Here is a 26,570-nt window from a genome sequence, read left to right as displayed (position 1 = left end):
AAGATGAAAGTCGGTGGGCGTCAGACGCGCTCGATGATGGTGGCGACACCCATGCCGCCGCCGATGCAGAGGGTGACCAGCGCGTAGCGCGCGTTGCGGCGGTGCAGCTCGTCGACCATGGTGCCGGTGATCATGGCGCCGGTGGCGCCCAGCGGGTGGCCCATGGCGATCGCGCCACCGTTGACGTTCAGCTTCTCGTCCGGGATGTTCAGGTCCTTCTGGAACTTCAGGACGACGGAGGCGAAGGCCTCGTTGATCTCGAACAGGTCGATGTCATCGACCGTCAGGCCCGCCTTGGCCAGCGCCTTGTGCGCGGCCGGGGTCGGACCGGTCAGCATGATGGTGGCGTCGGCGCCGGAGGTGGCGGTGGCGACGATGCGGGCGCGCGGGGTCAGACCCGAAGCGGCGCCGGCCTCCTCGGAGCCGACCAGCACCAGCGCGGCGCCGTCGACGATGCCGGAGGAGTTACCACCGGTGTGGACGTGGTCGATCTTCTCGACGTAGGTGTAGCGCTGCATGGCGACGGCGTCGAAGCCGCCCATGTCACCGATGCCGGCGAAGGCCGGGTTCAGCTTGCCCAGGTCGGCGGCGGTGGTGCCGGGACGCATGTGCTCGTCGTTGTCCAGGACGGTCAGGCCGTTGATGTCCTTGACCGGGACGACGGAGCGCGAGAAGTAGCCGTTCTTCCAGGCCTGCTCGGCCAGGTTCTGCGAGCGGACCGCGTAGGCGTCCACGTCGTCGCGGGAGAAGCCCTCGATGGTGGCGATCAGGTCGGCCGAAATGCCCTGCGGCACAATGTAAGCGTTGTAGCTGGTCCACGGGTCCATGAACATGGCGCCGCCGTCGGAGCCCATCGGCACGCGGGACATGGACTCCACGCCACCGGCCAGCACCAGGTCGTCGAAGCCCGAGCGGACCTTCTGGGCGGCCATGTTGACGGCCTCGAGGCCGGAGGCGCAGAAGCGGTTGATCTGCACGCCGCCGACGGTGTCGGGCAGGTTCGCGGTGAGCACGGTGGTGCGGGCGATATCGGCGCCCTGATCACCGACCGGGGAGACGACGCCCAGGATGATGTCCGAGATGCGGTCCTCGTCCAGGTTCGGGAACCGGTTCCGCAGCTCCTCGACCAGACCGGTGGTCAGGTCGATCGGCTTGACCGAGTGCAGCGAGCCCTTCCGGTTCTTGCCGCGCGGGGTGCGGATGGCCTCGTAAATGTAGGCCTCTGTGGTCATATCGGAGTTTTCCTCTCTTGGGTGCGCCGTCACCGCGTTGTGCGGGCAGTGCCATGGCTATAACCTCGCCGACCGGCCCCACGACCGATCGCCTAGACGCTGTACAAACAGCGTCCCGAGCAGGCTCGTTGACGCTCCGGAAGCCCGTACGCCCGGGCATACCTTAGAACCTCGCGAAACCGATACTCACGGCCACCCGATCATAGTACCGAACTATGCGAACTCCGGTTAACTTAAGTTGCCCCGCAGGGGAACTGTCAACCCTCGAGAGGTGTGGCCCCCAACTCCGACCGCAGCAGCGCTAGCGCCACCTCATCCGGGTCGCGGCGCTCCTCCGCAGGCACCGGCTTCGCCGACTCCTCCAGCATCTCCCGCTCCTCCTCCGGCGTAGTAGCAGGTGGGACGCCGTCATAACCTACCGGCGAGTAGTCCCCCGGCCCCGGATCGTCCGGAAGATCCGGCCCGTCAGGCAGCGGAATATCGTCCTCCGGCGGCGCGAACCGGGCACTGCTCGCATCGAACGGATCCCCGCCCGCCGGACCCGGATCCGCCGGCGCCGGAGCGGCGGGCGCCGCGGGTGCCGCAGTGCTCCCCCACCCAGCGGCCGCCGCGGGTTCGGCGACCGGTGCGGCCGCGGCCGCCTTGGCCTGACTCGGGCGCGAGAACTTCGGCGCGGCCTTCTTGGGCGCGGGCCGCCCGCCCGCCGGGGCCCGCCCCGCCGCCTTGGCCGCCGATCCGCCACCGGCGGCCGGTCCCCCGACCTCCCACCGCACATCATGGTCGCGACCCAGCACGGCCCGGACCGCCGACCGCACCGCGTCCAGGTTCTGCGGCTGCGACAACCGCTGCGCCAGCGGCGCGTGCAGATGCGCGAAAACGATCGTCTCCCCTTCGACCCGCGCCACACTGGCGCCGGTCAGCAGGGCCTGCACCGCGGCACCGAAGTCCCGCACCTTGGCCCGGATATCCGCCCATGCCGCCTCGACCTCCTGCAGCACGGCGTCACCCACGGGCGCGGCGGCCGCCGGAGCAGCGACCTCGGCCGGTGCCGCGACCGGCTCGGGCTCGGGGACCGGCTCCGGCGCGGGAGTCACGACCGGCTCGGCCTCGGCCACCGGCTCCGCGACCGGCACGGCCGCGATCGGATCGGCAACCGGCGCAACGGATTCGACCGCCACCGGCGCGGGCATGGGGTCAGCAGCGACCGGAACCGGCTGCGGCGCAGGGCTTTCCGCTACCGGCGTGGCCGCAACCTGCGGCGCAGCGCTGCCCACCGGGCTCAGCCCAGGCGGCCGGACCGCGGTGACGGTCTGCGGTGCGGGATCGGCGGCCTGCGCCGGCGCGGACGCCGTCTCGGCGGCGGAAGCTGCCGGTGTGCCGGACTTTTCGGCGCGCAGCGCGGCCAGGGCTGCGGCTCCGCGCCGGCGGTTGTCGCCGCCGGCCAGGGGCACGCCGGGAGCGGCGGACGAGGCCGCGGCCTGGGCAGCCGAGGCGGCCTGCGCCGGCTGCGGGGCGGCGGGGATTGTGCCGCTTGCCATTCGGCGCTCCAGCAGCTCGAGGCGCTGGAGGGTGGCGGTTTCGGCATCCGAGGCCGCCGGAAGAAGCATGCGGGCGCTGATGACTTCGAGCAGCAGGCGGGGGTTGGTGGCGCCGCGCATGTCGCCGAGGCCCTCGTGCAGGAGTTCGGCGTGCCGGGCCAGGGTGGCGGCGCCGAGGCGCTCGGCCTGGGAGCGCATGCGGTCGATGACATCGCCGGGGCCGGTGACCAGGTTGCGGTCGGTGGCGTCGGGGACGGCGCGTAGCAGGATCAGGTCGCGCAGCCGCTCGAGCAGGTCGGTGGCGAAGCGGCGGGGGTCGTGGCCCGCCTCCACCACGCGGTCGATGGTGCCGAACAGGGCCGCGCCGTCGGAGACGGCAAGTGCCTCGATGGCGTCGTCGATCAGGGCGACATCGGTGACGCCGAGCAGCGAGACCGCACGCGGATAGGTGACGCCGTCGGGGCCCGCGCCCGCCAGCAGCTGGTCCAGCACGCTGAGGCTGTCGCGCGGGGAGCCGCCGCCGGCCCGAATCACCAAGGGGTACACCGACTCTTCGACCTGCACCCCCTCCTGGTCGCAGATCTTGCCGAGCAGTCCGCGCATGGTGGCGGGCGGGAGCAGCCGGAAGGGGTAGTGGTGGGTGCGCGAGCGGATGGTGGGCAGCACCTTGTCCGGCTCGGTGGTGGCGAAGACGAAGATCAGGTGGGCGGGCGGCTCCTCCACGATCTTGAGCAGCGCGTTGAAGCCCGCGGTGGTGACCATGTGCGCCTCGTCGACGATGAAGACGCGGTACCGGGATTCGGCCGGGGCGTAGAAGGCGCGGTCGCGCAGTTCGCGGGTGTCGTCCACACCGCCGTGGCTGGCGGCGTCGAGCTCGATGACGTCGAGATTGCCGGATCCGCCCGGGCCGAGCGCCACGCAGGACGAGCAGACGCCGCACGGCTTGGAGGTCGGGCCCTGTACGCAGTTCAGTGAGCGCGCGAGGATGCGCGCGGAGGAGGTCTTGCCACAACCGCGCGGCCCCGAGAAGAGATAGGCATGACTGATCCGCCCGGTGTCGAGCGCGATACTCAGGGGATCGGTGACGTGCTCCTGACCCACCACTTCAGCGAACGTTGCCGGTCGGTACTTCCGGTACAGAGCCACGGGGAGAGGTTACCGGGGCGCACCGACAGGCGGTGCCGCGCCGCCGAGCCGGTCGTCCGGTACGCCACTTGTGTCCGGCCTTCCGCTCAAACTATGGCGTAGATCACACTCATTCCTGAGGCCCGATCAGAACCGACCGTCCCGAACGGATATCTCGACAATTCCCACAGCAAATTCTCAGCGTGTCCATAGCGGCCATTTGTCCAAGACCCCGGACCTGCTATGTCACCAGATACAGACTTACGTTCTGTTTCCACTCCAGAGAGCCGACATAACGATCCAGTCAATCGATGCGGCAAGATCGCAATCGCTTGGCTACCGTGGACGACGGCAACTTCGGTAGCCAAACCTTCATCAGGTTGGTCGCCCCGGCCGGTCCCTCATCCCGGCCGGAGCACAACCAAATCCCCCGGAGGACATGCCTCGTGCAGTCGTGTGACGAGATTGCCGCAGCCTGGCTCTCCAGTACCGAATTCGCCGGCGATTCCGCCGCGGTCGGACTGCTCAGCCGGGCCATCAGCCCGCACGATTACGACATCCGGCGCGACTCTCTACCCGTGTCCGCCGCCGCCGATCCGACTACCGCGGGCGCGATTCTGGAACTGCTGCAGCGTGGCCAGGTGCCGACCCTGGCGGCGATCCACACCCTCATCGTGCAGAACGACATGCGGGCCGAGGCCGACCGCATCGAGCGGCTGGGCCGGCGAGCGCAGCGCAGCATCGATGATTTCGGACGGGTGCTGGCGAAACTCACCGACAACTATTGGATCGCGCACGGCACGGGTCCGACCCGGCGCGACATTCTGCTCTCCGAACCGGCGATCGCCCTGATCCGCGAGCGGGTGGGCGATATCCCGCCGACCGCCATCAAGCATCTGTGGCTGATCGAGCGCGCCCAGCGCGCGGGCTGGATCGCCTACAACGCCTCGCCCCGGTCCCTGTGTGCCGGAAGGCGCTACCATGCCGCCCGGTACGGCAACCGGGTGTCGCTGCGGCCGGTGAACACCATCGGCACGCTGGTGGCGGCGTATCTGCGGGACCAGGTGGCCGAGCAGGGCCGCCCGCCGCGCTGGTCGGTGCTGGCCTACGAATTGCGCGACGATCGGGGGCGGCGCGTGTTCAACGACACAGCCGACGCCCGGGCCCAGCAGCAGTGGCTCGTGACCGCCGAATGGATGGCGCTCGACGACGGCAATCCGGTCCCCGGCCCGCGCGGATTGCGCGCGCTGACCAAAAAGGTCAAGGATCGTCGCAGCTAGGGCTGTTAACGGCAGGTATCCGAAGCCTCATTTTTGTAACAGCGCCTTAACGTGAGGATTCGGTAACTTCCACGCAACGCGATCACCGCGTGGAAGGAGTTACCGCATGACACCTCATCTCGACCCGGCGGCGACGGCCTGGCTGCTGGCCGCCACGGCGCTGGTGCTGCTGATGACACCCGGACTGGCGATCTTCTACGGCGGCATGGTGCGGTCCAGCGGTGTGCTCAACATGCTGATGATGAGCTTCATCTCGATTCCGCTGGTCGCGGTGGCGTGGCTGCTGTTCGGGTACAGCCTGGCCTTCGGGGATGACGCGGGCGGCGGGATCATCGGCGATCTCGGGCATTTCGGGCTGGCCGGAATCGATCCGAACACGCTGCACGTGGTGGACAACAAGAGCGGGGCGGCGGTGCCGGAGCTGTTGTTCGTCACCTTCCAGCTGACCTTCGCGATCCTGACCGTGGCGCTGATCAGCGGCGCGATCGCCGACCGCGCCAAGTTCTCGGCGTGGATGATCTTCGTGCCGGCCTGGGCGCTGATCGTGTACGCGCCGATCGCGCACTGGGTGTGGACGCCGGACGGCTGGCTGGCCAAGCTGGGCGCGCTCGATTACGCGGGCGGTCTGGTGGTCGAGATCGCCTCGGGCGCTTCGGCACTGGCCATGGCACTGGTGCTGGGACCGCGGGTGGGCTTCAAGACCGATGCCATGCGGCCGCACAATCTGCCGTTCGTCCTGCTGGGCGCGGGCCTGCTGTGGTTCGGCTGGTTCGGCTTCAATGCGGGTTCGGCCCTGACGGCCAATGGCATTGCCGCCGCGGTGTTCCTGAACACGCTGGTGGCGGGCTGTCTGGGCATGCTGGGCTGGCTGGTGGTCGAGGCGCGGCGCGACGGCAAGCCGACCACCTTCGGCGCGGCCTCGGGCGCGGTGGCCGGTCTGGTCGCGATCACGCCGTCCTGCGGCGAGGTGAACACCATCGGCGCGGTGATCGTGGGTCTGGTTGCGGGCGTGGTGTGTTCGTTCGCGGTGAGCTGGAAGTTCAAGGGCAACTACGACGATTCGCTGGACGTGGTGGGCGTGCACTTCGTGGGCGGCATCGTGGGCACGCTGCTCATCGGCTTCCTGGCCTCGGCGGTCATGACCGGTGGGCCGAAGGGCCTGTTCTACGGCGGCGGACTGGGTCAGCTGGGTAAGCAGGCCGTGGGCGTGCTGACCGTGGCGGCCTTCGCCTTCGGGGTGACCTTCCTGCTGGGCAAGGTGCTGGACAAGCTGATCGGCTTCCGGATCACCAAGGAGGACGAGATCGGCGGCATCGACTTCGCGCTGCACGCGGAGACCGCGTACGCCGAGGGCGTGCACGGGCACGCGCCGAGCCGGATCGGTAAGCCGCACGGGCACTGAGCTGTGCGAGTTATCGAGCACTGAGCCGTCAGACCTTTCGAGCCCCGCTGCGTCGCGCAGCGGGGCTCGAATGCTCTGCGGTCCGGTTCAGTTCACCTTGCTCGCGGGGACGCTGAAGGTATTGCACTGGAGGGTGCGGTCCTTGTCGTACCCGGTCTCGAACCAGCCGCCCATGTTCTGGGCGGTGCCGTGGTCGCGCATGTCGCCGGGTCCGTCGCCGCGGTGGTAGGCGTCATTGCGGGCCACGCCGATCTGGGCGCTGGTCAGCGAGCCGCCATTGCTGGACGACGACAGGTACATGCCGTCGAAGCACTGGGCCTGCAATTCGGTGCGGCGGGACAGTTCCAGGCCGGTGTCGCTGCGGGAACCGGCGTCACGGCGCTGCTGGTGCACCTTGCCGAGAATGCCGGACTGGGCCTGGACGTGGTGGCCGTATTCATGGGCGAAGACGGACAGGTAGACGACCCAGTTGTTGCCGAAGAGATCGGTTTGCAGCTGGCTGATCGGCATGTAGATGGTCATGTCCGCCGAGCAGTAGAAGGCCGCGAAATTGGTGCTGTTCCCGGTGCACAGGGTGGTGATTCCGGTGGTGTCGGCGGACACGTTCAGCTTGGGCGCCTCGAACGGCAGATTGATCTTGTCGAACAACGGTTTCCACGTGGAGTGCAAGCAGTCCGCCGCGGTTTCGAAGAACTTGCGCGCCACCTCGACCTGGGTGCCCCACGGCGTGTAGGCGCACTTGGCGGGCAGCAGCGTGTAATCGGCATTGGTGAGCAGCGGGTTGTCGGCCGTGGCCGCGACGCCGTGGTTCTCGCCGGCATCCCCCGAGTAGCTGGTCTTGACGGTCGAGCCGGCATTGATGGAATTCAGGCCGGTGGTGATCGCGGTGCGCAGCAGCACGCCGGTCACCAGCAGGACCAGGATCACCACCAGCACACCGATCCGGCCGCGGCGCGGCGGCGCGGGCCGGGTCATCGGGATCGCGCCGGTCGGCGGGGCGGCGGTGGGCGGCGGCATGGGCGCGCGGTAGGCGGGCCGGGCCGGGTAACCGGGCGGCTGGCCGTAGCCGGGCGGCGGAAAGCCTTGGTGCGGTGGATATCCCGGCCGGGGCGCACTCGCAGCGGGCGGGGGCGGATATCCCGGGCGCGGGGATGGATACCCGGGCGGCGGCGGAGTGGGCCGGCCCGGCGGCGGCGAATATCCCGGCGGCCGTTGGTATCCGGGCGGCTGCTGCGACCCACCCGGCGGCGGGGTTCCGCGCGGTGGCACGGGACGCCGGCCCGGGGGTGTCGGTCCGTGCTCGGACGGTGGGCGAGTCATCTCCCCCGCACCCCCTCGTTCCTCAGAGATAACCTGCCGGCTCCATAGACCTGCGACTTGCCGCTGAGGAAGGATAGCAAGCTGGCTAGAGTAGCCAGTCATGCAGATTTTTCGGGGGGCCGCCCTGGTCGCGCTGCTGCTCGCGGTGGCGGGTGTGGCGGCGCCGGCCGCGGTGGCGCAGCCGGCCGGTGTGGATATCACCGCCGAGGTGAATCTGGGCGACGACGGTCTGCTGCGGGTCACCGAAACCGTGAAAGTGCCCGAGGGCGGCGAGTTTCGGCAGGTGCTGCCGCTGCGGGTGCAGGTGGGCGCGGGCGTGCAGCGCGATTTCCAGGTGACCGACGTGTCCGCCGACGGGGACGGCGATGCCAAGGTCGCCGACGACCGGTTCACCATCGAGGCCCGGCCGGGTTCGGCCACCTTCAAGTACACCGTGCACAACACCGTCAGTGACGCTTCGGGCGCGCAGGTGTTCCAGTGGACCGGCGTGCTGAATACCGATGTGGCGTCGATCAATGCGACGGTGTCGAGCCCGAGCTTCCGCATGGGCATCACCAGGTGCACGGTCGGCCCGCCCGGAAATCCGCAGGACTGCGCGGATATTCGCGTGGAGCCGGACGGCTTCGCGCATCTGGAGAAGACGGATCTCCACAAGGGCGACATCCTGGATGTGACCTTGCAGCTGCCGCCGAGCACGGTCAAGGCGAACGCCGATGTGCGCGACGACAATGCGCCCGGCGCCTTCTCGCTGACCGGTCCGGTGTTCGCCGCGTTCGGCGTGCTGCTGGCGGCGCTGGCGGCGGCGGCCGGGTATGTGGTGTGGTCGCGCCGGTCGGCGCCGGCGGGCACCGAGGTGCTCGATCCGCTGGTGCGCGCGGGCGACCACGTCCAGTTCACCTCGCCCGACGGGATGCTGCCGAGCACGGCCGGGCTGCTGCTCGACGGCCACGCCGACGTACCGGATATGGCGTCGACCGTGGTGGATCTGGCGGTGCGCAACTATCTGTGGGTGAGCGCTGTCGGCGATTCGGATTGGCGTTTCTCCCGGGTGAATCCGCCCGACGGGCAGCTGACCGCCTACGAGCGCGCGGTGTACGCGGCACTGATTCCGGAGGGCGTCGAGTCGGTGCTGCTGTCCGACCGCAAGGGCCGGGTGGATGCGAGCGCGGTGCGGGCGGCGCTGATCGGTGATGCGGTGGCAGCCGGGGTCTTCATCGACCGGACCCGCCGGGGTTTCGAGTTCTGGCTCGGCGTCGGGCTGATCCTGCTCGGGGTCATCGCGACCGCGGCGCTGGCCTTCGGCCCGCAGCGGCACGCCCTGGTCGGCGCGGCCATCGCGCTCGGCGGGGTGGCGGCGCTGCTGCTGCCGCGCTATCTGCCCGCCCGCACGGCGCTGGGCCGGGAGCTGACCGGTCGGGTCCAGGCCATGCAGCGCGGGCTGGACGCGATTGCGCCGCAGCGCATTCCGGCCGCCGATCAGGAGCTGGTGTTCTCCCGGGCGCTGCCGTTCCTGGTGGCCGCGCACCGCGGGGACCAGTGGGTGCGCACCTTCCGCGAGCTGGATCCGACGGCGGACGGGAGCCCGGGCCTGTACTGGTTCGGCGGCTTCGAGGGCGATCGCGCGCTGCAGCGTTTCGGCGCGCATTTCCCGTACTTCATCACGGCCGTCGAAGGGTTGTTCCGGACCGCCGACCAGCGCTGACCCGCATGACGGCCTAGCCGCCGGCGTGTACCGCCAGCGCACGTCGGGCGTAGGCGCGCACATCGGCATCGCTGTCCGCGCGGGCGGATTCGAGGGCGGCCAGGGCGGCGGCGGATTCCGGCCAGGTGCTGAGGGTCAGCACCGCGGCCTTGCGGATATCGGGATGGATATCGGCGAGGGCCCGGCTCAGTGGTTCGACCGCTCGATCCGGTCCGACCGCGGCCAGGCCGCGCGCTGCCCCCTCCCGGATCTGCCATGCCGAATCACCCAGTGCGGCGGTCAGTGCCGTGGCGTCGGAGTCGGCGCCCAGTCGCGACAGCGCGGTGAACGCGGCCGCGCGGACCAGTGGGTCGCGGTCCGCGGTCAGGGCGCGGACGGTGTCGGCGCCGCCGAGTCCGATGGTGGCCAGACCGCGCCCGGCGGCAATCCTGACCTCGCGATTGTCGTCGTGGGCAGCGGCGGTCAGGGCGATCCAGTCGTCCAGGGAGACCAGGGCGTGCACGGCCTGGATGCGGACGCGGTGGTCGGCGTCGACGGCGGCCTTGGCGAACAGCTCCGCCGAGCCGGACCGCAGGGCGCGCAGCAGGTCCACCACCGCGGCGCGCACGATCGGATCCGGGGAATCGGCGTGCTGGACGAGACCGGTTGCGGCGGGCAGGATTTCGGCGAGTTCCCGCAGGCCGGACACGGCAGCCGACCGCACTTCCGCGTCCTCGTCCGCGAGCGCAGCGATCAGTTGGTCGGCGAAGCCGTCAGGCGTGTGCTCGGTGAGGACCGCCAGGGCGGTGGCGCGGACCCGGGGATCCGCATCGGAGAGGAACGGCAGCAACTCCGGGATACCGGGCGCGTCCAGGCTCAGCAGTAGCGCAATCCTAGGTGCCACAATGTCTTTCGTCACGCCGCCAGCGGCGGGTGCGTGGGAGCGCACCTGCGCCCCGAGGTTGGGCGGGGTGCCGATGAGGGCGGGCTGGTCCACCGGGACGACGGTGTCGTCGGTGCCGGGCAGATCGTCCAGCCCGGGCACCGGAACGAAATACGGTGCGACCGGCCGCTTCAGGAATTCCATCCGGCCGTCGGCGGTCTTGCGCAGGTTGAGGTGGTACCGCCATTCGACGTCGTCGCGTTCCGGGAGGTCGGCCCGCTCGTGGTAGAGGCCCCAGCGGGATTCGGTGCGGGTGAGTGAGGACCGGGCGGCCATGTCGGCGCAGTCGCGAATGAAGGTGACCTCGGCGCAGCGCATGAGCTCGTGCGGGGTGCGCGCGCCCATGGCGGTGAGGTCGTCCAGCATGCGATCGAAGGTCTCGATGGCGAGGGAGAGTTTGGTGTCCGTCTTGGGCGGGGCCACATAGTCGTTCACGAACCGCCGCAGCTTGTATTCGACCTGCTGCTGCGGCGGCCCGTCGGGATTGCGCAGCGGGCGGTAGACGAGTTCGTGCGCGGCGGCGAGCTGGTCGGCGGGCAGCTCGCCGGGAGCGGTGACCTCGCTCAGGGTGGATGCGGCGTGCGCGCCGGCCAGGTCGCCGTAGACGAACGCGCCGATCATGTAGTTGTGCGGGACGCAGGCCAGGTCGCCGGCGGCGTAGAGGCCGGGCACGGTGGTGCGGGCGTGTTCGTCGACCCAGACGCCGGAGGCGGAATGCCCGCTGCACAAACCGATTTCGGAGATGTGCATCTCGATGTCGTGGGTGCGGTAGTCGTGGCCGCGATTGGCGTGGAAGGTGCCGCGGGTGGGGCGTTCGGTGGTGTGCAGGATGCCTTCGAGGGCGTCCAGGGTCTCCTCGGGCAGGTGTGAGACCTTGAGATAGATGGGGCCGCGGGCGGATTCGATCTCCCGCTTCACCTCGGACATCATCTGGCCGGACCAGTAGTCGGAGTCCACGAAGCGCTCGCCGAGTGCGTTCACCTGGTACCCGCCGAACGGATTGGCCACATACGCACAGGCCGGGCCGTTGTAATCCTTGATGAGCGGGTTGATCTGGAAGCATTCGATGCCCGAGAGCTCCGCGCCCGCGTGGTAGGCCATGGCGTAGCCGTCACCGGCATTGGTCGGATTCTCGTAGGTGCCGTAGAGGTACCCGGAGGCGGGCAGCCCGAGGCGGCCGCACGGGCCGGTGGCCAGAATGACGGCCTTCGCGCCGACCGCGACGAATTCACCGGTGCGCGTGTTCAAGGCGGCCGCGCCGACGGCACGCCCGTTCTCGGTGAGCACCCGCACGGGCATCAGCCGGTTCTCGATGCTGATGCGCTCGCGCATCTTCCGCTGCCGCAGCACGCGGTACAGCGCCTTCTTCACGTCCTTGCCCTCCGGCATGGGCAGCACGTACGACCCGGACCGGTGCACCCGCCGCACGGCGTATTCGCCGTAGGCGTCCTTCTCGAACTTCACGCCGTAGCGCTCCAGCCGCTGCACCATGGCGAAGCCGCGGGTGGCGGTCTGATAGATGGTGCGCTGGTTGACGATGCCGTCATTGGCGCGGGTGATCTCCGCGACGTAGTCCTCGGGCTCGGCCTTGCCGGGGATGACGGCATTGTTGACGCCGTCCATGCCCATGGCCAGCGCGCCGGAGTGGCGGACGTGCGCCTTCTCCAGCAGCAGTACGTTCGCGCCGGCTTCGGCGGCGGTGAGCGCGGCCATGGTGCCGGCGGTGCCGCCGCCGATCACCAGCACGTCGCAGTCGAGACGGGTGGTGTCGGCGAGATCGGGGATGTCCATTACTTGGTTGCCTCCGTGAGGTCGCCCGAATGATCCAGGGCGGCAATGATGTCGGTGCGTAGCGCAGTGCGGTCGACCCCGGTTTCGCGCGGGCGCGGGACCTCCAGCAGCGCGCGCAGGGGTTCGCCGGCGCGGCCGAGCACCGCGATGCGGTCGCCGAGCAGCAGTGCCTCGTCCACGTCGTGGGTGACGAAGACGAGGGTGGCGGGATGCTCGCGCCAGGTGTCGATCAGCAGGCGCTGCATGGTGTTCCGGGTCTGGGCGTCCAGCGCGCCGAAGGGCTCGTCCATCATGACCGCGCGGGGCGCGCCCGCCAGTCCGCGGGCCAGCTGTACGCGCTGGCGCATGCCGCCGGACAGCGATTTGGGCAGGAAGTCGGCGAAGCCGGTGAGCCCGATCTCGGCGATCCAGCGGTCGGCCAGCGCGCGTCGTCCGGCCCGGGGTCCGCCCCGGAGTTTCAGGGCCAGTTCGATATTGGCGCGGACGGACTTCCAGGGCAGCAGGGCATTGTCCTGGAAGACGACGGCGCGGTCGCGATCGGTGCCGGTCACCTCGAGCCCGTCGGCCAGCACCCGGCCGGTGTCCGGCCGCAGCAGGCCCGCCAGGGCGCGCAGCACCGTGGACTTCCCGCAGCCGGAGGGTCCGGTGAGGATCAGGATCTCGCCCGGTCGCACCGTCAGCGACAGGTCGCTGATCACCGGCGCGCTCGTGTACGACAGCCCGACCCGATCCAGGGTCAGATCGATTCCGGCGGTGCTCATTTCACGGACTCCTCACCTCGGGGCAGCCAGTGCGTGACGCGCCGCCCGAGCAGTTCCACGGCGGCGGAGGTGGTATATCCGAGCACGCCGATGGTGATGATGCCGACGAAGACGCCCGGGTAGTCGACGATGGTGTACGCCTGCCAGGTGCGGTACCCGACGCCGAGCCGGCCCGAGATCATCTCGGCCGAGACCACGCAGATCCAGGCCACGCCGATGCCGACGGAGAGCCCGCCGAAGACGCCGGGCAGGCTGCCCGGCAGCACCACCCGCCACAGCACGTCCCAGCGGCTGCCGCCCTGGGTGCGCACCGATTCCTCCCAGATGGTCGGCAACGCCCGCACGGCGTGCCGGGTGGCGACCATGATCGGGAAGAAGGCGGCCAGGAAGGTGATGAACACGATCCCGGCCTCGTCGTCGGGGAAGAGCAGGATGGCCACCGGCACGATGGCGATGGCCGGAATCGGCCGGGCCAGTTCGGTGAGCGGCCCCACGATGTCGGCGAACCAGCGGGAACGGCCCAGTGCCACACCGATCGTCACGCCTGCCACCGCGGCCAGCCCGAATCCGGAGAGAATCCGGATCAGCGATTGGCCGAGGTCCAGGTAGTAGGTGCCGGTGCCGAGCTGATGGCGGAAGGCCCGCACGATCTGGGTGACGGTCGGCAGCGTATCGAATCGCACCCAGAGCCGAATGTGGTTGGCGGTCAGTAATTCCCAGACGCCGATGGCGGCCAGCACCGATAGCGCGCGCACCAGGCGGCCCTGCCATACCGTCCGGCCGGTGCGCGAGCGTGCCGCGGCCACCACACCGGTGGGCGACGCCGGCCGGGGTGCCGGAGCAGCGTCCACTGCTGTCGTGACGGTCATCGTCCGGCTCCCCTGCGCCGGGCGCTCACGGCCGGACCTCGCTGACGGCCTGGTCGTAGGACACCGTCACACCCGACGGGTGCCGGCCCAGGTAGCGCTGTACGGCCGACGCGGTCGTGAAGGGCAGGTAGGTGTCCCCGTCGCGGACCCACAGCGCCTTGTCGGCGAACCAGCGGGTGCCGAGTTCGGCATCCGGCACGTAGGCGGCGCGGACCGTCTTCCCCTGTGCCCGCGCCTGTTTGATCGCGCGGAGCAGACTGGTGGGGTCGGCGGCGGGCTGGGTGACGTCCTGGCCGGTCAGCCAGATCTCGCCGGCCAGCGCCGGATTGTCGGCAGCCCGGTTGGCCACCGGATCGGTGCCGGCGACGGGCGCCGGGTTGGTGGTGCGCGCCAGCTCCGCGTCGTAGTTCAGGCCCCGCTCCGCGAACGCCTGCTTCAGCGCGGCCGGGTCGACGAACCTGTCGATGTCGAGGTCGGCGAAGTCGCCGATCGACTTCAGGTACGGCACATCACCTTTGAACGCGGCGATGAGCGAGGGCTTCAGCGTGGTGTCGAAGGAGGTGCCGCCCGGCCCGTTGTAGAGGTACACGACCTCCGGGGCCAGCCCGGCGTTGTCGGCGACCACCTGCGCCGCTTCCAGGGGGTGCTGGTGGATGAAATCGGTGGCGTCCAGCTGGGCCTGCAGGAAGGCATCGAGCACCTCGGGATGCTGCGCGGCGTAGTCGCGGCGGGCGACCACGCCGTGGAAGGTCGGGACGTTCAGTTCCGCGCCGTCGTAGAGCAGCCTGGCCTTGTTCTGGAAGACCAGCAGCCCGGGCCAGGCCACGAACTGCGACAGCGCCGCCACCTGCCCGGATTCCAGTGCGGAGGAACCGATCTGGGGCTGTTGATTGAGCACCTCGACTCCGGACTTGGGGTCGATGCCCGCGCGGGTCAGCGCCTGCACCAGGGTGCCGTGCCCGGCGAAGCCCACGCTGGCCGAGATCTTCTGTCCGGCCAGGTCGTTCAGGGATTGCGCCTTGGAGTCGGGCGCGACCACCACCATGTTGAGCGCGCCCTTGGGGTTGTACCCGGTGATCGAGACCAGCTCGGTCTTCGATCGCTCGCTCGCCTGGGTGCGGGAGCCATTGATGAGCAGCGGATAGTCGCCCATCGAGCCGATGTCGATCTTCTCCGCCACCATCTGCGCGGTGATGGGCGCGCCGGTGTCGTAGTCCTGCCATTCCACCGCGTACTTCTTGCCGCCCGCGGCGCTCAGGGCGTTCAGGCGCTGTTCCAGAAAGCCCTTGGCCTTCAACAGGGTTCCGGCGGTGACGGTATTGATGGTCTTGGACTGGTAGCCGATGACGACCTTGACGGTGTCACCGTCGCCGGTGCTCGCGAGCGAGCAGCCGGACACGGTCAGGGCGAGGGCGGCGGCCAGAGCGGCCAGAGCGGGGCGGTACTTCATGGGTTTTCCTCAACGCAGCAGGTAGGGCATGTTGACGGTGACGGCGCCGGTGGGACAGCGGGCCGCGCAGGGGCCGCAGTACCAGCACTCGTCGACGTGCATGTACGCCTTGCCGTTGTCCGGGTTGATCGCCAGCGAGTCCAGCGGGCAGATCTCCACGCACAGCGTGCAGCCCTGGATGCACAGCGATTCGTCGATGGTCACGGGCACGTCGGCCCGGTGCTCGACCACAGCCATCTAGATCAACCTCCAGTCGGTGCCCGCTTCGGCACCCGGTGAGCGCTCCGGTGGCCGGATCAGGCTGCCGCGCATGGTGATCCGGTCTCCGCGCATGCGGATGTATTCCAGGTCGACCGGGCGGCCGTCCTCGAGTTTGGTGAGCCGCTCGAGCAGCAGCAGCGCGCCGCCCTCCGGCATCTGCAAGGTCATGGCCGAGTGGGCGTCGGCGGTGATGGCCTCGAGCGCGAGATCGGCGGATCCGAGTGGGCCGCCGCTGATCTGCTCGATGAGCGCGAAGACGTCATTGCGCTCGAGATCGCGGGTGACGACCTCGTCGCCGATGTCGGGGGCCAGATAGGTGAGGTCGAGGCTCAGCGGCAGGTCGCCGAGGTATCGCAGGCGCTCGATATACACAGCCTGTTCGCCGGGTTCGAGCCGCAGCTTGCGGGCGACCGCGGGCGGCGGCAGGAGCCGCCGGGCCGCACGCACCTCATTGCGGACCTCGCCGTGCCCGCGCAGTGTCTCCTTCAGACCGAGCAGGGCGTCGAGTCCGTGGTCGTACTTGCGCTGGGCGACATGGGTGCCGATCTTCGGGGCGCGTTCGATCAGGCCCTCGTCCTTGAGCAGGGTGAGGGCGTCGCGAATCGTGTTCCGCGACACCGCGAATTCGGCGGCCAGCCCGTGTTCCGGGGACAGCGCCCCCTCGAACGCGCCCGCGTGAATCTGCTGACGCAGCACATCCGCCACCTGACGGGCACGATCGGCCCGGCGCAGGGGTGCATGCAGCAGTACCGGTTCCGGCGACACCTCGACTCCTCTCGACGCCCTTGACCTGTGGTTTCAGAACTGTAGAGGCGATGCGGGAGGGCACCGGGGCACTCACCGGAGGGCCGCGCGGGCGGTGCGTTTCTGCGCCGCCGGGCCGTGCGCGCGGCCTGCCGAAATGCCGGTGATTCGAGCTATTGCGCCACCGTGACCCGGGTTGGGGGACTTGGAATCACGCTGAGCGGAATGCGTGCACCGGACCCGGGTCCGGAGTGGGGTCGGGACAGGCCCGCTTTCTCGAGATGCGGGACGGCGACGTGGCGTGCACCACATTTTCCGTCGGCTCTGCACGACCGGGTCGGTGGCGTGAAATATCAACCGGTACAAAAGATTCGGCCGCACGGGAGGTTGTTCGGAGGGTTTGCAGCCGAGGCGGGCCGACAGGCCCGGGGCTGCCGGGACGGACGCGCGCGCCTTCCATTCGTCGTGATCGGAATGATACTTTGATCCTATGTCTGCCAGTCGCCCTCTCTCCGCGCCGCGGGTCACCTACGTGACCATCGCGCTGGGCGTTCGGCTGCCGCGGCAACGGGAACTGTGTTGTCCCTGCCGTCGCGCAGCCGAGTTCTGACCCGGATCGTTCAAGCATCATCGCCCACCCGGATCCGGGTTCCTCGCTGCACCGCTGATTCCTCCATGTAGGCATTCGTCCCCCTGTCGGCAGGCGGGACCGCAGCAAGGATTGCGAAAAGTGTCCAGCCCCACGCTCGAACGTCCCCATACCGCCGTCTCCACCGCGACCGCACGGCTGGCTCCGGCCCGCCCGGCGGTGCCGCCGGAGCTGCGCATCACCGACAATCCGGCGGCCGCCGTGCTGCGCGCCGCCACCCGCGGACCCATCTTCCGCGATATCGCCGCACAGGCCACGGGTCTGAGCATCGCCACCGTGAATCGCCAAGTGTCCGCGCTGCTTTCGGCCGGACTGCTGCGCGAGCGCGCCGATCTGACCGCGTCCGGCGCGGTGGGCCGCCCGCGGGTGCCGTTCGAGGTCGACACCGACACCTACGTGACGCTGGGTGTGCACATCGGCTTCACCGTCACCCGCATCGTGGCCGCGGACCTGTCCGGCCGGATTCTGGGCGGACTCGAAATCGCCACGCCCCAAACGGGTCAGGACGCGGCGCTGACCATAGTGGCCCGCAGCGCCAAGGCGTTCCTGGACCGGCTGCCGCGGCGGCGGCCGCTGTGGACCGGTGTGGCGCTGGCCGGGCGGGTGGATCCCGCCGCGGGCGTGGTGGACCATCCCCGCCTGGGCTGGCAGGCCGCGCCGGTGGCGGCGGTCTTCAGCAGCGTGCTGGATCTGCCGGTCTCGGTGTCCGCGCACGTCGAGGCGATGGCGGCGGCGGAGCTGCTGCTCACCCCGCGCGAGCCGGGTGAGGAGGCACGACCGGGCAGCAGCCTGTTCATCTATGCCCGCGAAACCGCCGGTGTGGCAGTGACATTGCACGATCGGGTGCACACGCCCGCCAACGGCCCCGGCTCGATCGCGCACCTGCCGACCGGCTCGGAGGTGGATTGCACCTGCGGCCGGCGCGGCTGCTTGGAGGCCGCCATCGGTGAGCGCGCCCTGCTGGAGCGCGCGGTGCGCAAGGGAGTGCTGCCCAAGCCGGAGGCCCCGCGCCGCCCGGCGATCACCGATCTGTACCGGGCCGCGGACTCGGGCAATGCCGCCGCCCGTGACCTGCTCATCGAGCGGGCCGAAATCCTGGGCCGCACCGCGGCTCTGGTGCGCGACATGTTCAATCCGGACCGGGTGGTGCTGGGCGGTCAGGCGTTCACCGGCTGGCGGCCCGGCATGGAGCGGGTCGCCAAGGCCTTCGCGGAGTCGACCACGCTGCCCGCGGCGGATCTGCGGATCAGCCGATTCGGCGGACGGGTGCAGGAATTCGCGGCGGCGGTGACGTCGGTGAGCGTGTTCTACGCCGATCCGCTGTCGGCCATGCGCCGGGCCACCCGGGCCCGCTAGCCCGTTACGACGAAATCCCCGCCGGTGCGTCCGGCGGGGATTTCCTTGTGGCCGAAGGGGGTCGGGCCGGACGGTCCACGGTCCGGCCCGGCCCCCGGTCCCGCAAGCACGCGAGGCCCTTGCGCGCACTGCGGGTTTCCCCGCCGCCCGCCCCGGAGTCCCCTTCCGGGCGGGCGGCGGTGGTCTCACGCGGCGCGCACCTGCGGGGACAGTCCCCACTCGCGAGCCAGCAGGCGGTGGGAGTTCACCCGGTTCTCATGGTCGAAAGTCACGCTGGTGACCAGGATTTCGTCCGCCCCCGTGAGCCGTTGCAAGGCGCGCAGGCGTTCGGCGACGGTGGCCGGGGAGCCGACGAACTGGGTGGTGACCCGGTCGTCGACCAGGCGGCGCTGCTGGTCGGACAGCGGCGGCGCGGTGTCGGGATCGAGGTATTCCGCCGCGCCCGCACCGCTGCGAATGCTGTAGACCCAGTGGCCGTAGGTGGCGGCCAGGTGCTGGGCGGTGGCGTCGTCCGCGGCGACCACCATATCGGCGGAGACCACCAGGTACGGGCGTGGGAAGCGGGCGGACGGGCGGAAGGCCGCGCGGTAGGCCTCGACGGTCTCCACGACGGTGCCCGGCGAGACGTGATAGTTCGCCGCGAACGGCAGTCCCAATCGCCCTGCCAGCTGCGCGCTTTCGCCGCCGCTGCTGCCGAACAGCCAGGGCTGCACGTCGGCGCCCTCGCCGGGGACGGCGTGCAGCTCGACGCCGTCGGGCGTGACACAGGTGCCGTCGAGCAGCGCGAGAATCTCCGCGATCTGTTCGGTGTAGGGCAGCGGTTGCGCGCCCGGCAGGTGCAGCGCGCCCAAACCCGCTCGCACCCTGGAGAAGTCGAGCAGCTGGCCGGGGAAGAACGGGGGCGGGATGACCACGCCGTCGCGGACCTCGGTGGGGCGATCCGGCGCGGGCACCGGCGGCACACCCGCCGACCGCACCTGGTCCGCACGGTGACCGGAGCGCCCCAGCCCCAGATCCAGGCGGCCCGGGTAGAGGGCGTCGATGGTGCCGAAGGCCTCCACCACCGAGATCGAGGTGTGGTGCCCGAGCTGCACGGCCGCCGACCCGACGCGAATGGATTCGGTTGCGGCGGCGATCAATCCGATGAGGGTGGTCGGCGCGGCGCCGGCCACCTTCACGAAGTGATGCTCGGCGACCCAGAACCGGTGGTAGCCCAGGCGTTCGGCCTGCCGGGCCAGGTCGATGCTGTTGCGCACCGCCTGCCGCGGCGTGGAGCCCGCGCTGATCGGGGCCAGATCCAGGACGGATAGCGGAATGGTCATGCGGTGTGCTCCTGCCGCGGATCCTGCTCGCCCGCTTCGACGGCCAGCGGGAGCCGGTTCTCGGCCGGAGCGACCGGGCAGGTGGCGTAGTCGGTGAACGCGCAGGGCAGATTGACCGCGCGATTGAAGTCGAGGACCACGGTGCCGTCGGCGGCGGGCCGGGACAGATCCAGCCGCCGCACCCCGCCGTAGGTGGTGACACCGCCGGTGGCGTCGGTGAAGAGCACGTGCAGGCCGCGCGTCTGGTTGCCGAAAACGACGAGCTGCCGCTGCTCGCCGTCCAGTTCGACGGTCACGGTTCCGGTGGCGGTGTGGTGGTGTTCGAGGCCCTCGACCACCGCACCCGTGGTGACCACGCGGGCCACCTCGAAGGGTTCGAACCGGCCGGTCACGACCCAGGCCGGATCCGGCCGGTAGACCGGGATCTCGGTGAAGGCCGCCAGGGCCGGCGATGCCGGATCGTGGACACGCAGCGCGAACTGCCCGGTCCGGCGGATCACCTCGATGACACGGTCACCGGTGCGGACCTCGAGCCCCGGTGCGCCCTCGCCCGGGGTGAGCACCGCCGAACCGGCGAGTGCCGCGCCGTTCAGCAGCAGCTGCCCCGCCTCCTCGGATTCCACTGTCACATGGACGTTCTCGCCGTCGGCGCGCCAGCGGCCGGGCAGGCCGTCGACGGTCTCGTCGTGTTCCCCGAGCCAGTACAGGCCGGTCAGGCTGAGCCAGCCCAGCGGTTGGCGGGCCCAGGCGGCTCGTTCGGCGCGGAACGTGGCCCACTGCTGGTCGAATTCGGTGGCGGTGGCGGTCATGAGGCGCGGACTCCTTCGGTGCCGTGGTGGGGGTGGCGCAGACCCAGGTGGTCACGCAGGGTCGCGCCGGTGTACTCGGTGCGGAAGCTGCCCAGGGACTGCAGTTCCGGGACGACCTTCTCGACGAACTCGTCGAGACCGGTCGGTGTGAGATGCGGGACCAGCACGAAACCGTCGGCGGCATCGGACTGGACGTGGTGGTCGATCTCGGCGGCCACCTGCCGGGGCGTGCCCACGAACTGCTGGCGGGCGGTGGTGGCGATGATGAGCTCGCGAATGGAGAGCTGCTCGGCCTCGGCCCTGGCCCGCCACGCCTCGGCGATGGCGCGCGGATCGCGAGCGTGCCGGACCCTGCCCCGGGTGATGTTCACATCCTCGGCCGGATCGATGTCCGGCAGCGGGCCGTCCGGGTCGTAGGCGGAAAGGTCACGGCCCCAGACCTGTTCGAGGAAGGCGATGGCGGTCTGCGGCGTCACCTGCTGCCGGCGGATGTGGTCGGCGCGTTCGGCCGCGTCGGCCGCGGTGTCACCGAGCACGAACCCGGCCGCGGGCAGGATCTTCAGATCGTCGCGACCGCGGCCGTACTTGGCGAGCCGGTCCTTCACATCCCGGTAGAACCGCTGCCCGTCCTCGAGCTCGCCGTGCGCACTGAAGATGACATCGGCCTTGGCGGCGGCGAATTCGCGGCCCTCGTCGGAGTCGCCGGCCTGGATCTGCACCGGATGGCCCTGCGGACTGCGCGGCAGCACGAACCGGCCGTCGATCTCGAACTGATCGCTGCTGAAGTGCACCTCGGGCACCGACCGGGCGAAAAAACCGCGCTCGCGGTCGATCACGAGGGCGTCGGCGGGCCAGCTGTCCCACAGCGCGCGGGTGGCGTCGACCACCTCGTACGCGCGGGTGTAGCGCTTGGCGTGCTCCAGATAGCCGCCGCGTCGGAAGTTCTCACCGGTGAAGGCGTCCGAGGAGGTCACCGCGTTCCAGGCGGCGCGCCCGCCGGACAGGTGGTCCAGCGTCCCGAATTGCTTTGCCAGCTCGAAGGGTTCGTTGTACGTGGTGTTGATGGTTCCGGCCAGGCCCAGCCGGTCGGTGACCGCGGCCAGCGCATTGAGCACCGTGAAGGTGTCGGGGCGGCCCACCACGTCCAGGTCGTGGATGCGGTCGCGGTGTTCGCGCAGGCGCAGGCCCTCGGCCAGGAAGAAGAAGTCGAACAGCCCGCGCTCGGCGGTGCGCGCCAGGTGCACGAACGAGTCGAAGTCGATCTGGCTGCCCGAGTCCGGGTCGGTCCAGACGGTGTGGTGATTGACGCCCGGGAAGTGGGCGGCCAGGTGAATCTGCTTGCGTATCCGCTGATCCGGCATGCTGGCTCCTCAGGCGTGGACGGTGACGTGCGCGCCACCGGCGTAGCGGCCGGCCGGACGCGGCAGGCCCAGACGCTCGCGCAGGGACGGGGTGAGAGCGGGCAGGTGCGGCAGGGCGGCGGCCAGCGCCAGCGGGCGCAGCACCACGCCGTCTGCCGCGCAGTCGCTTTCGACGCCGCGCAGCAGGTCGCGGAGTTCGGCGGTGGTGCCGATGTGGAACACCGTCGCCGGGGCCGGGGTGGCGATCCAGTCCTCCAGCTGGGCGACGTCGGCGGCGGCCGCGTCCACGGTGTCCGCCAGCTGGATGTCGATATCGAGCAGCACCCGGACCCGGTTGGGGTCACGCCCGGCGGCGGCGACCGCGGAGCGCAGTTCGGAGCGGAGGGCGGCGGCGGCCGCGAGATCCGGTGCGGCAATGCGGATCAGGTCGGCGCGGTGCACGGCCACCCGGGTGCTGTGCGGATCGGCCGCGCGCACCACCACCGGCGGCTGGCCCTGCGGCGGACGCGGGGTGATGGACGGGCCCTTCACCGAGAAGTGCTCACCGGCGAAGTCGATGTAGTGCAGCTTGTCGCGGTCGATGAAGCGGCCGGTGGACGTATCGCGGATCTCGGCGTCGTCCTCCCAGCTGTCCCACAGCCGCGACACCACCTCGACGGCCTCGTCCGCCTCCCGCCAGCGGGAGCGGTCGTCCTGCTCCGGCTTGCGACCGAACCGGGCCGCCTCCCCCGCCGACACCGTGACCTCCCAGCCCGCCCGGCCCTTCGTGGCGAAGTCCAGGCTGGCAATGGCTTTGGAGAGGTGGAAGGGCTCGGTGTGGGTGACCGATGCCTGCGGGATCAGGCCGATGCGCCGGGTCTGCGCCGCGGCGCGCGCGGCCACCGCCACGGCGTCCAGGCGGCCGATCGCACCCGCCGGTTGCAGGGTGAATCCGTCGGGCAGGAATGCGAGATCGAGGCCCGCATCCTCGGCGGCCCGCAGTGCGCCCACCCAGTAGCGGGCATCGAAGAGGTCCTCGGCGCGGGAGTCGGCGCGCCGCCAGGAGGCCGGGTGCACGCCGGTGCCGGACAGTTCCAGGCCCAGCAGCAGCGGAGTGAGATGCGGCATCAGGCTGTCCTTTCGAGCGGAAGGGGGACCTCGGGCGGGGTCGCCCGGGGGACGGCCGCGAGCAGCTCGCGGGTGTAGTCGTTCTGCGGATTGCCGAAAAGCTCGGCAGTGGTGGCGGTTTCGACCACACACCCCTGGCGCATGACGGCCACGCGGTCGGCGAGGCGGCGGACCACGGCCAGGTCATGGGAGATGAACAGGTAGGCCAGGTCCAGGTCGGTTTGCAGCCGTTCGAGCAGATCCAGGATCTGGGCCTGCACCGAGACGTCCAGGGCCGACACCGGTTCGTCGAGGACGAGCAGGTCCGGACGCAGGGCCAGGGCGCGGGCGATGGCGACGCGCTGCCGCTGGCCGCCGGAGAGTTCGGCGGGGCGGCGATCGAGGTAGGCGGCCGGCAGCGCGACCTGGTCCAGGAGTTCGGCGGCCGTCGCGCGGCGGGACCGGCGATCGCCGATTCCGAACGCCTGCAAGGGTTCCGACACGATCGTGCCGATGCTCAGCTTGGGGTTCAGCGACACGTACGGGTTCTGATAGACGACCTGGACGCGGCGGCGCAGCGCACGCAGCCCGGCCCCTTTCAGCGCGGTGATGTCCTGCCCGTCGAAGGTCACGGTGCCCGCGTCCGGTGCGGCCAGCCGGGCGATGATGCGGGCGGTGGTGGACTTGCCCGAACCGGATTCGCCGACCACGGCCAGGGTCTCGCCGCGATTGATCTCCAAGGAGACGTCGTCGGCCGCGGTGACGGTGAAATCCCTGGTGACACGGAAGGATTTGCGCAGCCCGGTCGCCGACACCAGCAGCGTCGCGGGCTCGCGGACGGGTCGCGGATGCCGATCCCGGTCGAGGGTGGGTGCGGCGGCGATCAACCGCTTCGTGTACTCGTGCTGTGGATTGCCCAGTACCTCTGCCGCCGTGCCCGTTTCGACGATCAGTCCGTTCTGCATGACCGCGATGTGGTCCGCGCGTTCTGCGGCCACTGCCAGGTCGTGGGTGATGAGCAGGACCGCCGTACCGGATTCCGCGGTGCGCTGCGCGAGGTGGTCGAGAATGCGGCGCTGCACGGTGACGTCGAGAGCGCTGGTCGGCTCGTCGGCGATCACCAGTTCGGGGCCACAGGCCAGGGCGATGCCGATCAGCACGCGCTGGCGCTGGCCGCCGGACAGATCCTGGGGATATTGCCCGGCCCGCACCTCCGGCCGATCCAGTCCGGCCTGCTCCAGAATCCGCACCGCCTCGATCCGGGCGGTGCGGCGATCCGCCCGGCCGTGAATGCGCAGCACCTCCCCCACCTGATCGCCGATGCGCAGCACCGGATTCAGCGAGGTGCCCGGGTCCTGGGGGACCAGGCCGATGCGCGCACCCCGGATCCGTTGCAGCGCCCGCTGCGAGGTGTGCTCGAGGCGCTCCCCGGCGAAGCCGATCGCACCCGCCGTGATCCGGCCGCCGTTCAGCAGCCCGATCACCGCGTGCGCGAGAGTCGACTTGCCCGAACCGGATTCGCCCACCAGCGCGACCATCTCACCGCGCCGCACCTCCAGCGAAACGCCGCGCACGGCAGCCGTCGTCCCGGTACTGCCCCGGTATTCGACCTGCAGCCCCTCGATACTCAACAGCAGATCGGTCATCGGGCACCGTCCTGCTGCAGTGCGCGGGCAATCCGCTGAGTGGACAGCACCAGTACGACGATCACCAGCCCGGGCATGGTCGTCAGCCACCACGCGGTGGCCAGGAAACCGCGGCCGTCGGACACCAGCGATCCCCATTCCGGCGTCGGCGGCACCGCGCCGTAGCCGAGGAAGCTCAGTGAGGCCACGAACAGCACCGCGACCCCGAAGTCCACCGCCGCCAGCGCCGCCACCGGACCGTAGGCATTGCGCAGCACATGACGGAAGAGCACCGTGTGCCAGCGCACCCCGGAGGCGAAGGCCGCCTCCACATACGGGGCCCGCCGCACCCGCAGCACCTCGCCCCGCATCACCCGCGCGAACCGGGCGATGAGCGAAACACCCACGGCGATGGCCACATTGCGGGTGCCCAGCCCCAGCACGGTGATCATGGCGAGCGCGACCAGCAGATCCGGTATGGACAGCAACACGTCGACCACCCGCATGATCGCGGTGTCCACCGCGCCGCCCGCCGTGCCCGCCACCAACCCCAGTAGCGAGCCCGCGATCAGCCCGAGCAGCACCGCGAACACGGTCGCGCTCACCGAGAGACCGGTTCCGTGCACCACGCGTGCGTACAGGTCCCGGCCGAGATTGTCGGTGCCGAACCAGTGCCCCGCGCTGGGCCCGCGCAGCTTCTGCGCCGGAACTCCGTGCAGGGGATCGCTACCGGCGAATACCGCCGGCGCGACCGCCCACGCCAGCACCAAGAGCACCACAGCACTCGCCGCCAACAGTCCGAGATTTTCGCGCACCCACGCGGCAGATGCCGGCCACGGCACCAGATCCTCACGCATCGGACGCCTCCTCTTCTCCGAGCCAGTAGGCGATGCCGGGATCGAGGAGCGGGTGGGTCAGGGTGATGACTCGCAGCCGGGAGCGCGGGCCGGAGGGGACGCGCAGGTGGTCGCGCAGGTTCCGGATCAGGTGAGCGGGCAGGAGGTCAGACATGGGCGCGCTCCTTGCGGGTATCCCGGTGCGCCACACGGGGATCCAAGAGTGGATAGGCGAGATCGATGAGGAGGTTGACCGTGACGAAGACCAGCGCGGCGAACACGACGATGCCCTGCACCACCGGAATGTCCTGGTTCAGCACCGATTCCTGGGTGAGGCGGCCCAGTCCCGGCCGGGAGAACACGGTCTCGGTGACGACCGAGCCCGCCAGCACCTGGCCGACCCACAGGCCCGCCACCGTGAACGCGGGGGTCGCGGCGGGCCGCAGCACGTGGCGCAGCTGCACCCACCAGCGCGACGCACCCTTGGCGAAGGCGACCGCCACGAACGGCTGCCGCCAGGTGGCGACCAGGCTGCTGTAGAGCACCTGGGCGATCACCGCGCCCACCGGAATGGCCAGGGTGACGGCGGGCAGAATGGTGCCGCTGAATCCGGTCCCGCCGATCGCCGGCACCAGCCGCAGTCGGAACGAGAACAGCTGCAGCAGCAGCAATCCCACCCAGAACCCGGGCATGGACGCCCCGATCGGCGGTAGTGCGGTGAGCAGACCACGTAGCCACGGCCGCTCGGTGTAGGCGGCGGCCAGGGCGAGCCCGGTACCGCCCAGCAGCGCCAGCAGCAGGCCGAGCCCGGCCAGCGCCAGCGTCGGGGGCAGCGCCTCGGCCAGTGCGCCGGTGACGGTCTGGCCGCTGAAGATCGAATGACCGAGATCGCCGCGCACCGCGTGGGTGAGAGCGGTCCGGTACTGCGCCCAGAGCGGCTGGTCCAGGCCGTATCTGGCCCGCATTTCGGCGACGGCCGCCGCGTCCACGGGGGTGCCGGTGGCGGCGTTGGCGGCCACGTCCACCGGATCTCCCGGCAGCAGATAGAGCACCACGAACGACAGCGTGAATGCCGCCCACAGCACGCCCACCGCCTGGAGTACCCGTCCGATCACGTAGCGGCCCATGG

Annotated in this window: 21 protein-coding genes; 4 read left to right on the top strand and 17 right to left on the bottom strand. The window is 70.4% G+C overall.

Annotated elements, in window-relative coordinates:
- Positions 1-20: 20 nt before the first annotated feature.
- Positions 21-1,232: an acetyl-CoA C-acetyltransferase gene (locus ACFXN1_RS06535; RefSeq protein ID WP_364621314.1), complete on the bottom strand. Its 1,212-nt coding sequence runs from the start codon at positions 1,230-1,232 to the stop codon at positions 21-23.
- A 257-nt stretch (positions 1,233-1,489) separates the two neighbouring features.
- Positions 1,490-3,916: a DNA polymerase III subunit gamma and tau gene (locus ACFXN1_RS06530; protein ID WP_379442731.1), complete on the bottom strand. Its 2,427-nt coding sequence runs from the start codon at positions 3,914-3,916 to the stop codon at positions 1,490-1,492.
- Positions 3,917-4,341: 425 nt separating this feature from the next.
- Between ACFXN1_RS06530 and ACFXN1_RS06525 the strand changes: the two genes are divergently transcribed.
- The gene (locus ACFXN1_RS06525; protein ID WP_379393278.1) at positions 4,342-5,175 is read left to right on the top strand and encodes a hypothetical protein; all 834 of its coding nucleotides are present in this window, start codon (positions 4,342-4,344) and stop codon (positions 5,173-5,175) included.
- Positions 5,176-5,281: 106 nt separating this feature from the next.
- Complete coding sequence (locus tag ACFXN1_RS06520; RefSeq protein ID WP_379442733.1) at positions 5,282-6,577, top strand: ammonium transporter; 1,296 nt, start codon at positions 5,282-5,284, stop codon at positions 6,575-6,577.
- An 87-nt stretch (positions 6,578-6,664) separates the two neighbouring features.
- Here ACFXN1_RS06520 and ACFXN1_RS06515 read toward each other — a convergent pair whose 3' ends face one another.
- Positions 6,665-7,594 carry a neutral zinc metallopeptidase gene (locus ACFXN1_RS06515; protein WP_379442734.1) on the bottom strand — a complete coding sequence of 310 codons (930 nt, stop codon included), beginning with the start codon at positions 7,592-7,594 and terminating at the stop codon, positions 6,665-6,667.
- A 403-nt stretch (positions 7,595-7,997) separates the two neighbouring features.
- Between ACFXN1_RS06515 and ACFXN1_RS06510 the strand changes: the two genes are divergently transcribed.
- Positions 7,998-9,599: a DUF2207 family protein gene (locus ACFXN1_RS06510; RefSeq protein WP_379442736.1), complete on the top strand. Its 1,602-nt coding sequence runs from the start codon at positions 7,998-8,000 to the stop codon at positions 9,597-9,599.
- A gap of 13 nt (positions 9,600-9,612) precedes the next feature.
- Here ACFXN1_RS06510 and ACFXN1_RS06505 read toward each other — a convergent pair whose 3' ends face one another.
- Genes ACFXN1_RS06505 through ACFXN1_RS06480 form a run of 6 tightly spaced genes read right to left on the bottom strand, consistent with a single transcriptional unit; the run spans position 9,613 to position 16,418 of the window.
- Positions 9,613-12,312, bottom strand: coding sequence for a fumarate reductase/succinate dehydrogenase flavoprotein subunit (locus tag ACFXN1_RS06505; protein WP_379442738.1), 2,700 nt, complete (start codon positions 12,310-12,312; stop codon positions 9,613-9,615).
- Positions 12,312-13,073, bottom strand: coding sequence for an ABC transporter ATP-binding protein (locus ACFXN1_RS06500; protein WP_379442739.1), 762 nt, complete (start codon positions 13,071-13,073; stop codon positions 12,312-12,314). The genes ACFXN1_RS06505 and ACFXN1_RS06500 overlap by 1 nt, the downstream gene beginning before the upstream one ends.
- Entirely contained in the window at positions 13,070-13,942 is an 873-nt protein-coding gene (locus ACFXN1_RS06495; RefSeq protein ID WP_379442741.1) for an ABC transporter permease, read from the bottom strand. Before ACFXN1_RS06495 ends, ACFXN1_RS06500 begins: the two co-directional genes overlap by 4 nt.
- A 25-nt stretch (positions 13,943-13,967) precedes the next feature.
- Positions 13,968-15,392 (bottom strand): ABC transporter substrate-binding protein, encoded by a 1,425-nt coding sequence (locus ACFXN1_RS06490; protein WP_379442742.1) that lies wholly within the window; start codon positions 15,390-15,392, stop codon positions 13,968-13,970.
- 9 nt (positions 15,393-15,401) lie between these two features.
- Entirely contained in the window at positions 15,402-15,629 is a 228-nt protein-coding gene (locus tag ACFXN1_RS06485) for a ferredoxin family protein (RefSeq protein WP_040853885.1), read from the bottom strand.
- Positions 15,630-16,418: a GntR family transcriptional regulator gene (locus ACFXN1_RS06480; protein WP_379442744.1), complete on the bottom strand. Its 789-nt coding sequence runs from the start codon at positions 16,416-16,418 to the stop codon at positions 15,630-15,632.
- Positions 16,419-17,127: 709 nt separating this feature from the next.
- Here ACFXN1_RS06480 and ACFXN1_RS06475 point away from each other — a divergent pair.
- On the top strand, positions 17,128-18,402 hold the full coding sequence (locus ACFXN1_RS06475; RefSeq protein WP_379442745.1) for an ROK family protein: 1,275 nt from the start codon (positions 17,128-17,130) through the stop codon (positions 18,400-18,402).
- 185 nt (positions 18,403-18,587) lie between these two features.
- Here the strand turns inward: ACFXN1_RS06475 and ACFXN1_RS06470 are convergent, their stop codons facing one another.
- Genes ACFXN1_RS06470 through ACFXN1_RS06435 form a run of 8 tightly spaced genes read right to left on the bottom strand, consistent with a single transcriptional unit; the run spans position 18,588 to position 26,568 of the window.
- Positions 18,588-19,724: an LLM class flavin-dependent oxidoreductase gene (locus tag ACFXN1_RS06470; protein WP_379442746.1), complete on the bottom strand. Its 1,137-nt coding sequence runs from the start codon at positions 19,722-19,724 to the stop codon at positions 18,588-18,590.
- Positions 19,721-20,533 carry a DUF1684 domain-containing protein gene (locus tag ACFXN1_RS06465; RefSeq protein ID WP_379442748.1) on the bottom strand — a complete coding sequence of 271 codons (813 nt, stop codon included), beginning with the start codon at positions 20,531-20,533 and terminating at the stop codon, positions 19,721-19,723. Before ACFXN1_RS06465 ends, ACFXN1_RS06470 begins: the two co-directional genes overlap by 4 nt.
- Complete coding sequence (locus ACFXN1_RS06460) at positions 20,530-21,894, bottom strand: NtaA/DmoA family FMN-dependent monooxygenase (protein ID WP_379442749.1); 1,365 nt, start codon at positions 21,892-21,894, stop codon at positions 20,530-20,532. Before ACFXN1_RS06460 ends, ACFXN1_RS06465 begins: the two co-directional genes overlap by 4 nt.
- Positions 21,895-21,903: 9 nt before the next feature.
- The gene (locus ACFXN1_RS06455; protein WP_379442750.1) at positions 21,904-23,001 is read right to left on the bottom strand and encodes an LLM class flavin-dependent oxidoreductase; all 1,098 of its coding nucleotides are present in this window, start codon (positions 22,999-23,001) and stop codon (positions 21,904-21,906) included.
- Entirely contained in the window at positions 23,001-24,626 is a 1,626-nt protein-coding gene (locus ACFXN1_RS06450; protein ID WP_379442752.1) for a dipeptide ABC transporter ATP-binding protein, read from the bottom strand. The genes ACFXN1_RS06455 and ACFXN1_RS06450 overlap by 1 nt, the downstream gene beginning before the upstream one ends.
- Positions 24,623-25,462: an ABC transporter permease gene (locus ACFXN1_RS06445; protein ID WP_379442753.1), complete on the bottom strand. Its 840-nt coding sequence runs from the start codon at positions 25,460-25,462 to the stop codon at positions 24,623-24,625. The genes ACFXN1_RS06450 and ACFXN1_RS06445 overlap by 4 nt, the downstream gene beginning before the upstream one ends.
- A complete protein-coding gene (locus tag ACFXN1_RS06440) occupies positions 25,455-25,616 on the bottom strand; it encodes a hypothetical protein (RefSeq protein WP_379442755.1) in 162 nt (53 codons plus the stop codon). Before ACFXN1_RS06440 ends, ACFXN1_RS06445 begins: the two co-directional genes overlap by 8 nt.
- Complete coding sequence (locus tag ACFXN1_RS06435; protein WP_379442756.1) at positions 25,609-26,568, bottom strand: ABC transporter permease; 960 nt, start codon at positions 26,566-26,568, stop codon at positions 25,609-25,611. The genes ACFXN1_RS06440 and ACFXN1_RS06435 overlap by 8 nt, the downstream gene beginning before the upstream one ends.
- Positions 26,569-26,570 lie beyond the last annotated feature (2 nt).

The organism is Nocardia sp. NPDC059154 (genome assembly GCF_042755705.1).
GTDB lineage: Bacteria > Actinomycetota > Actinomycetes > Mycobacteriales > Mycobacteriaceae > Nocardia.
Note: the sequence above shows the minus strand (reverse complement) of the source record. Positions and strands in the feature narration are given on the sequence as shown.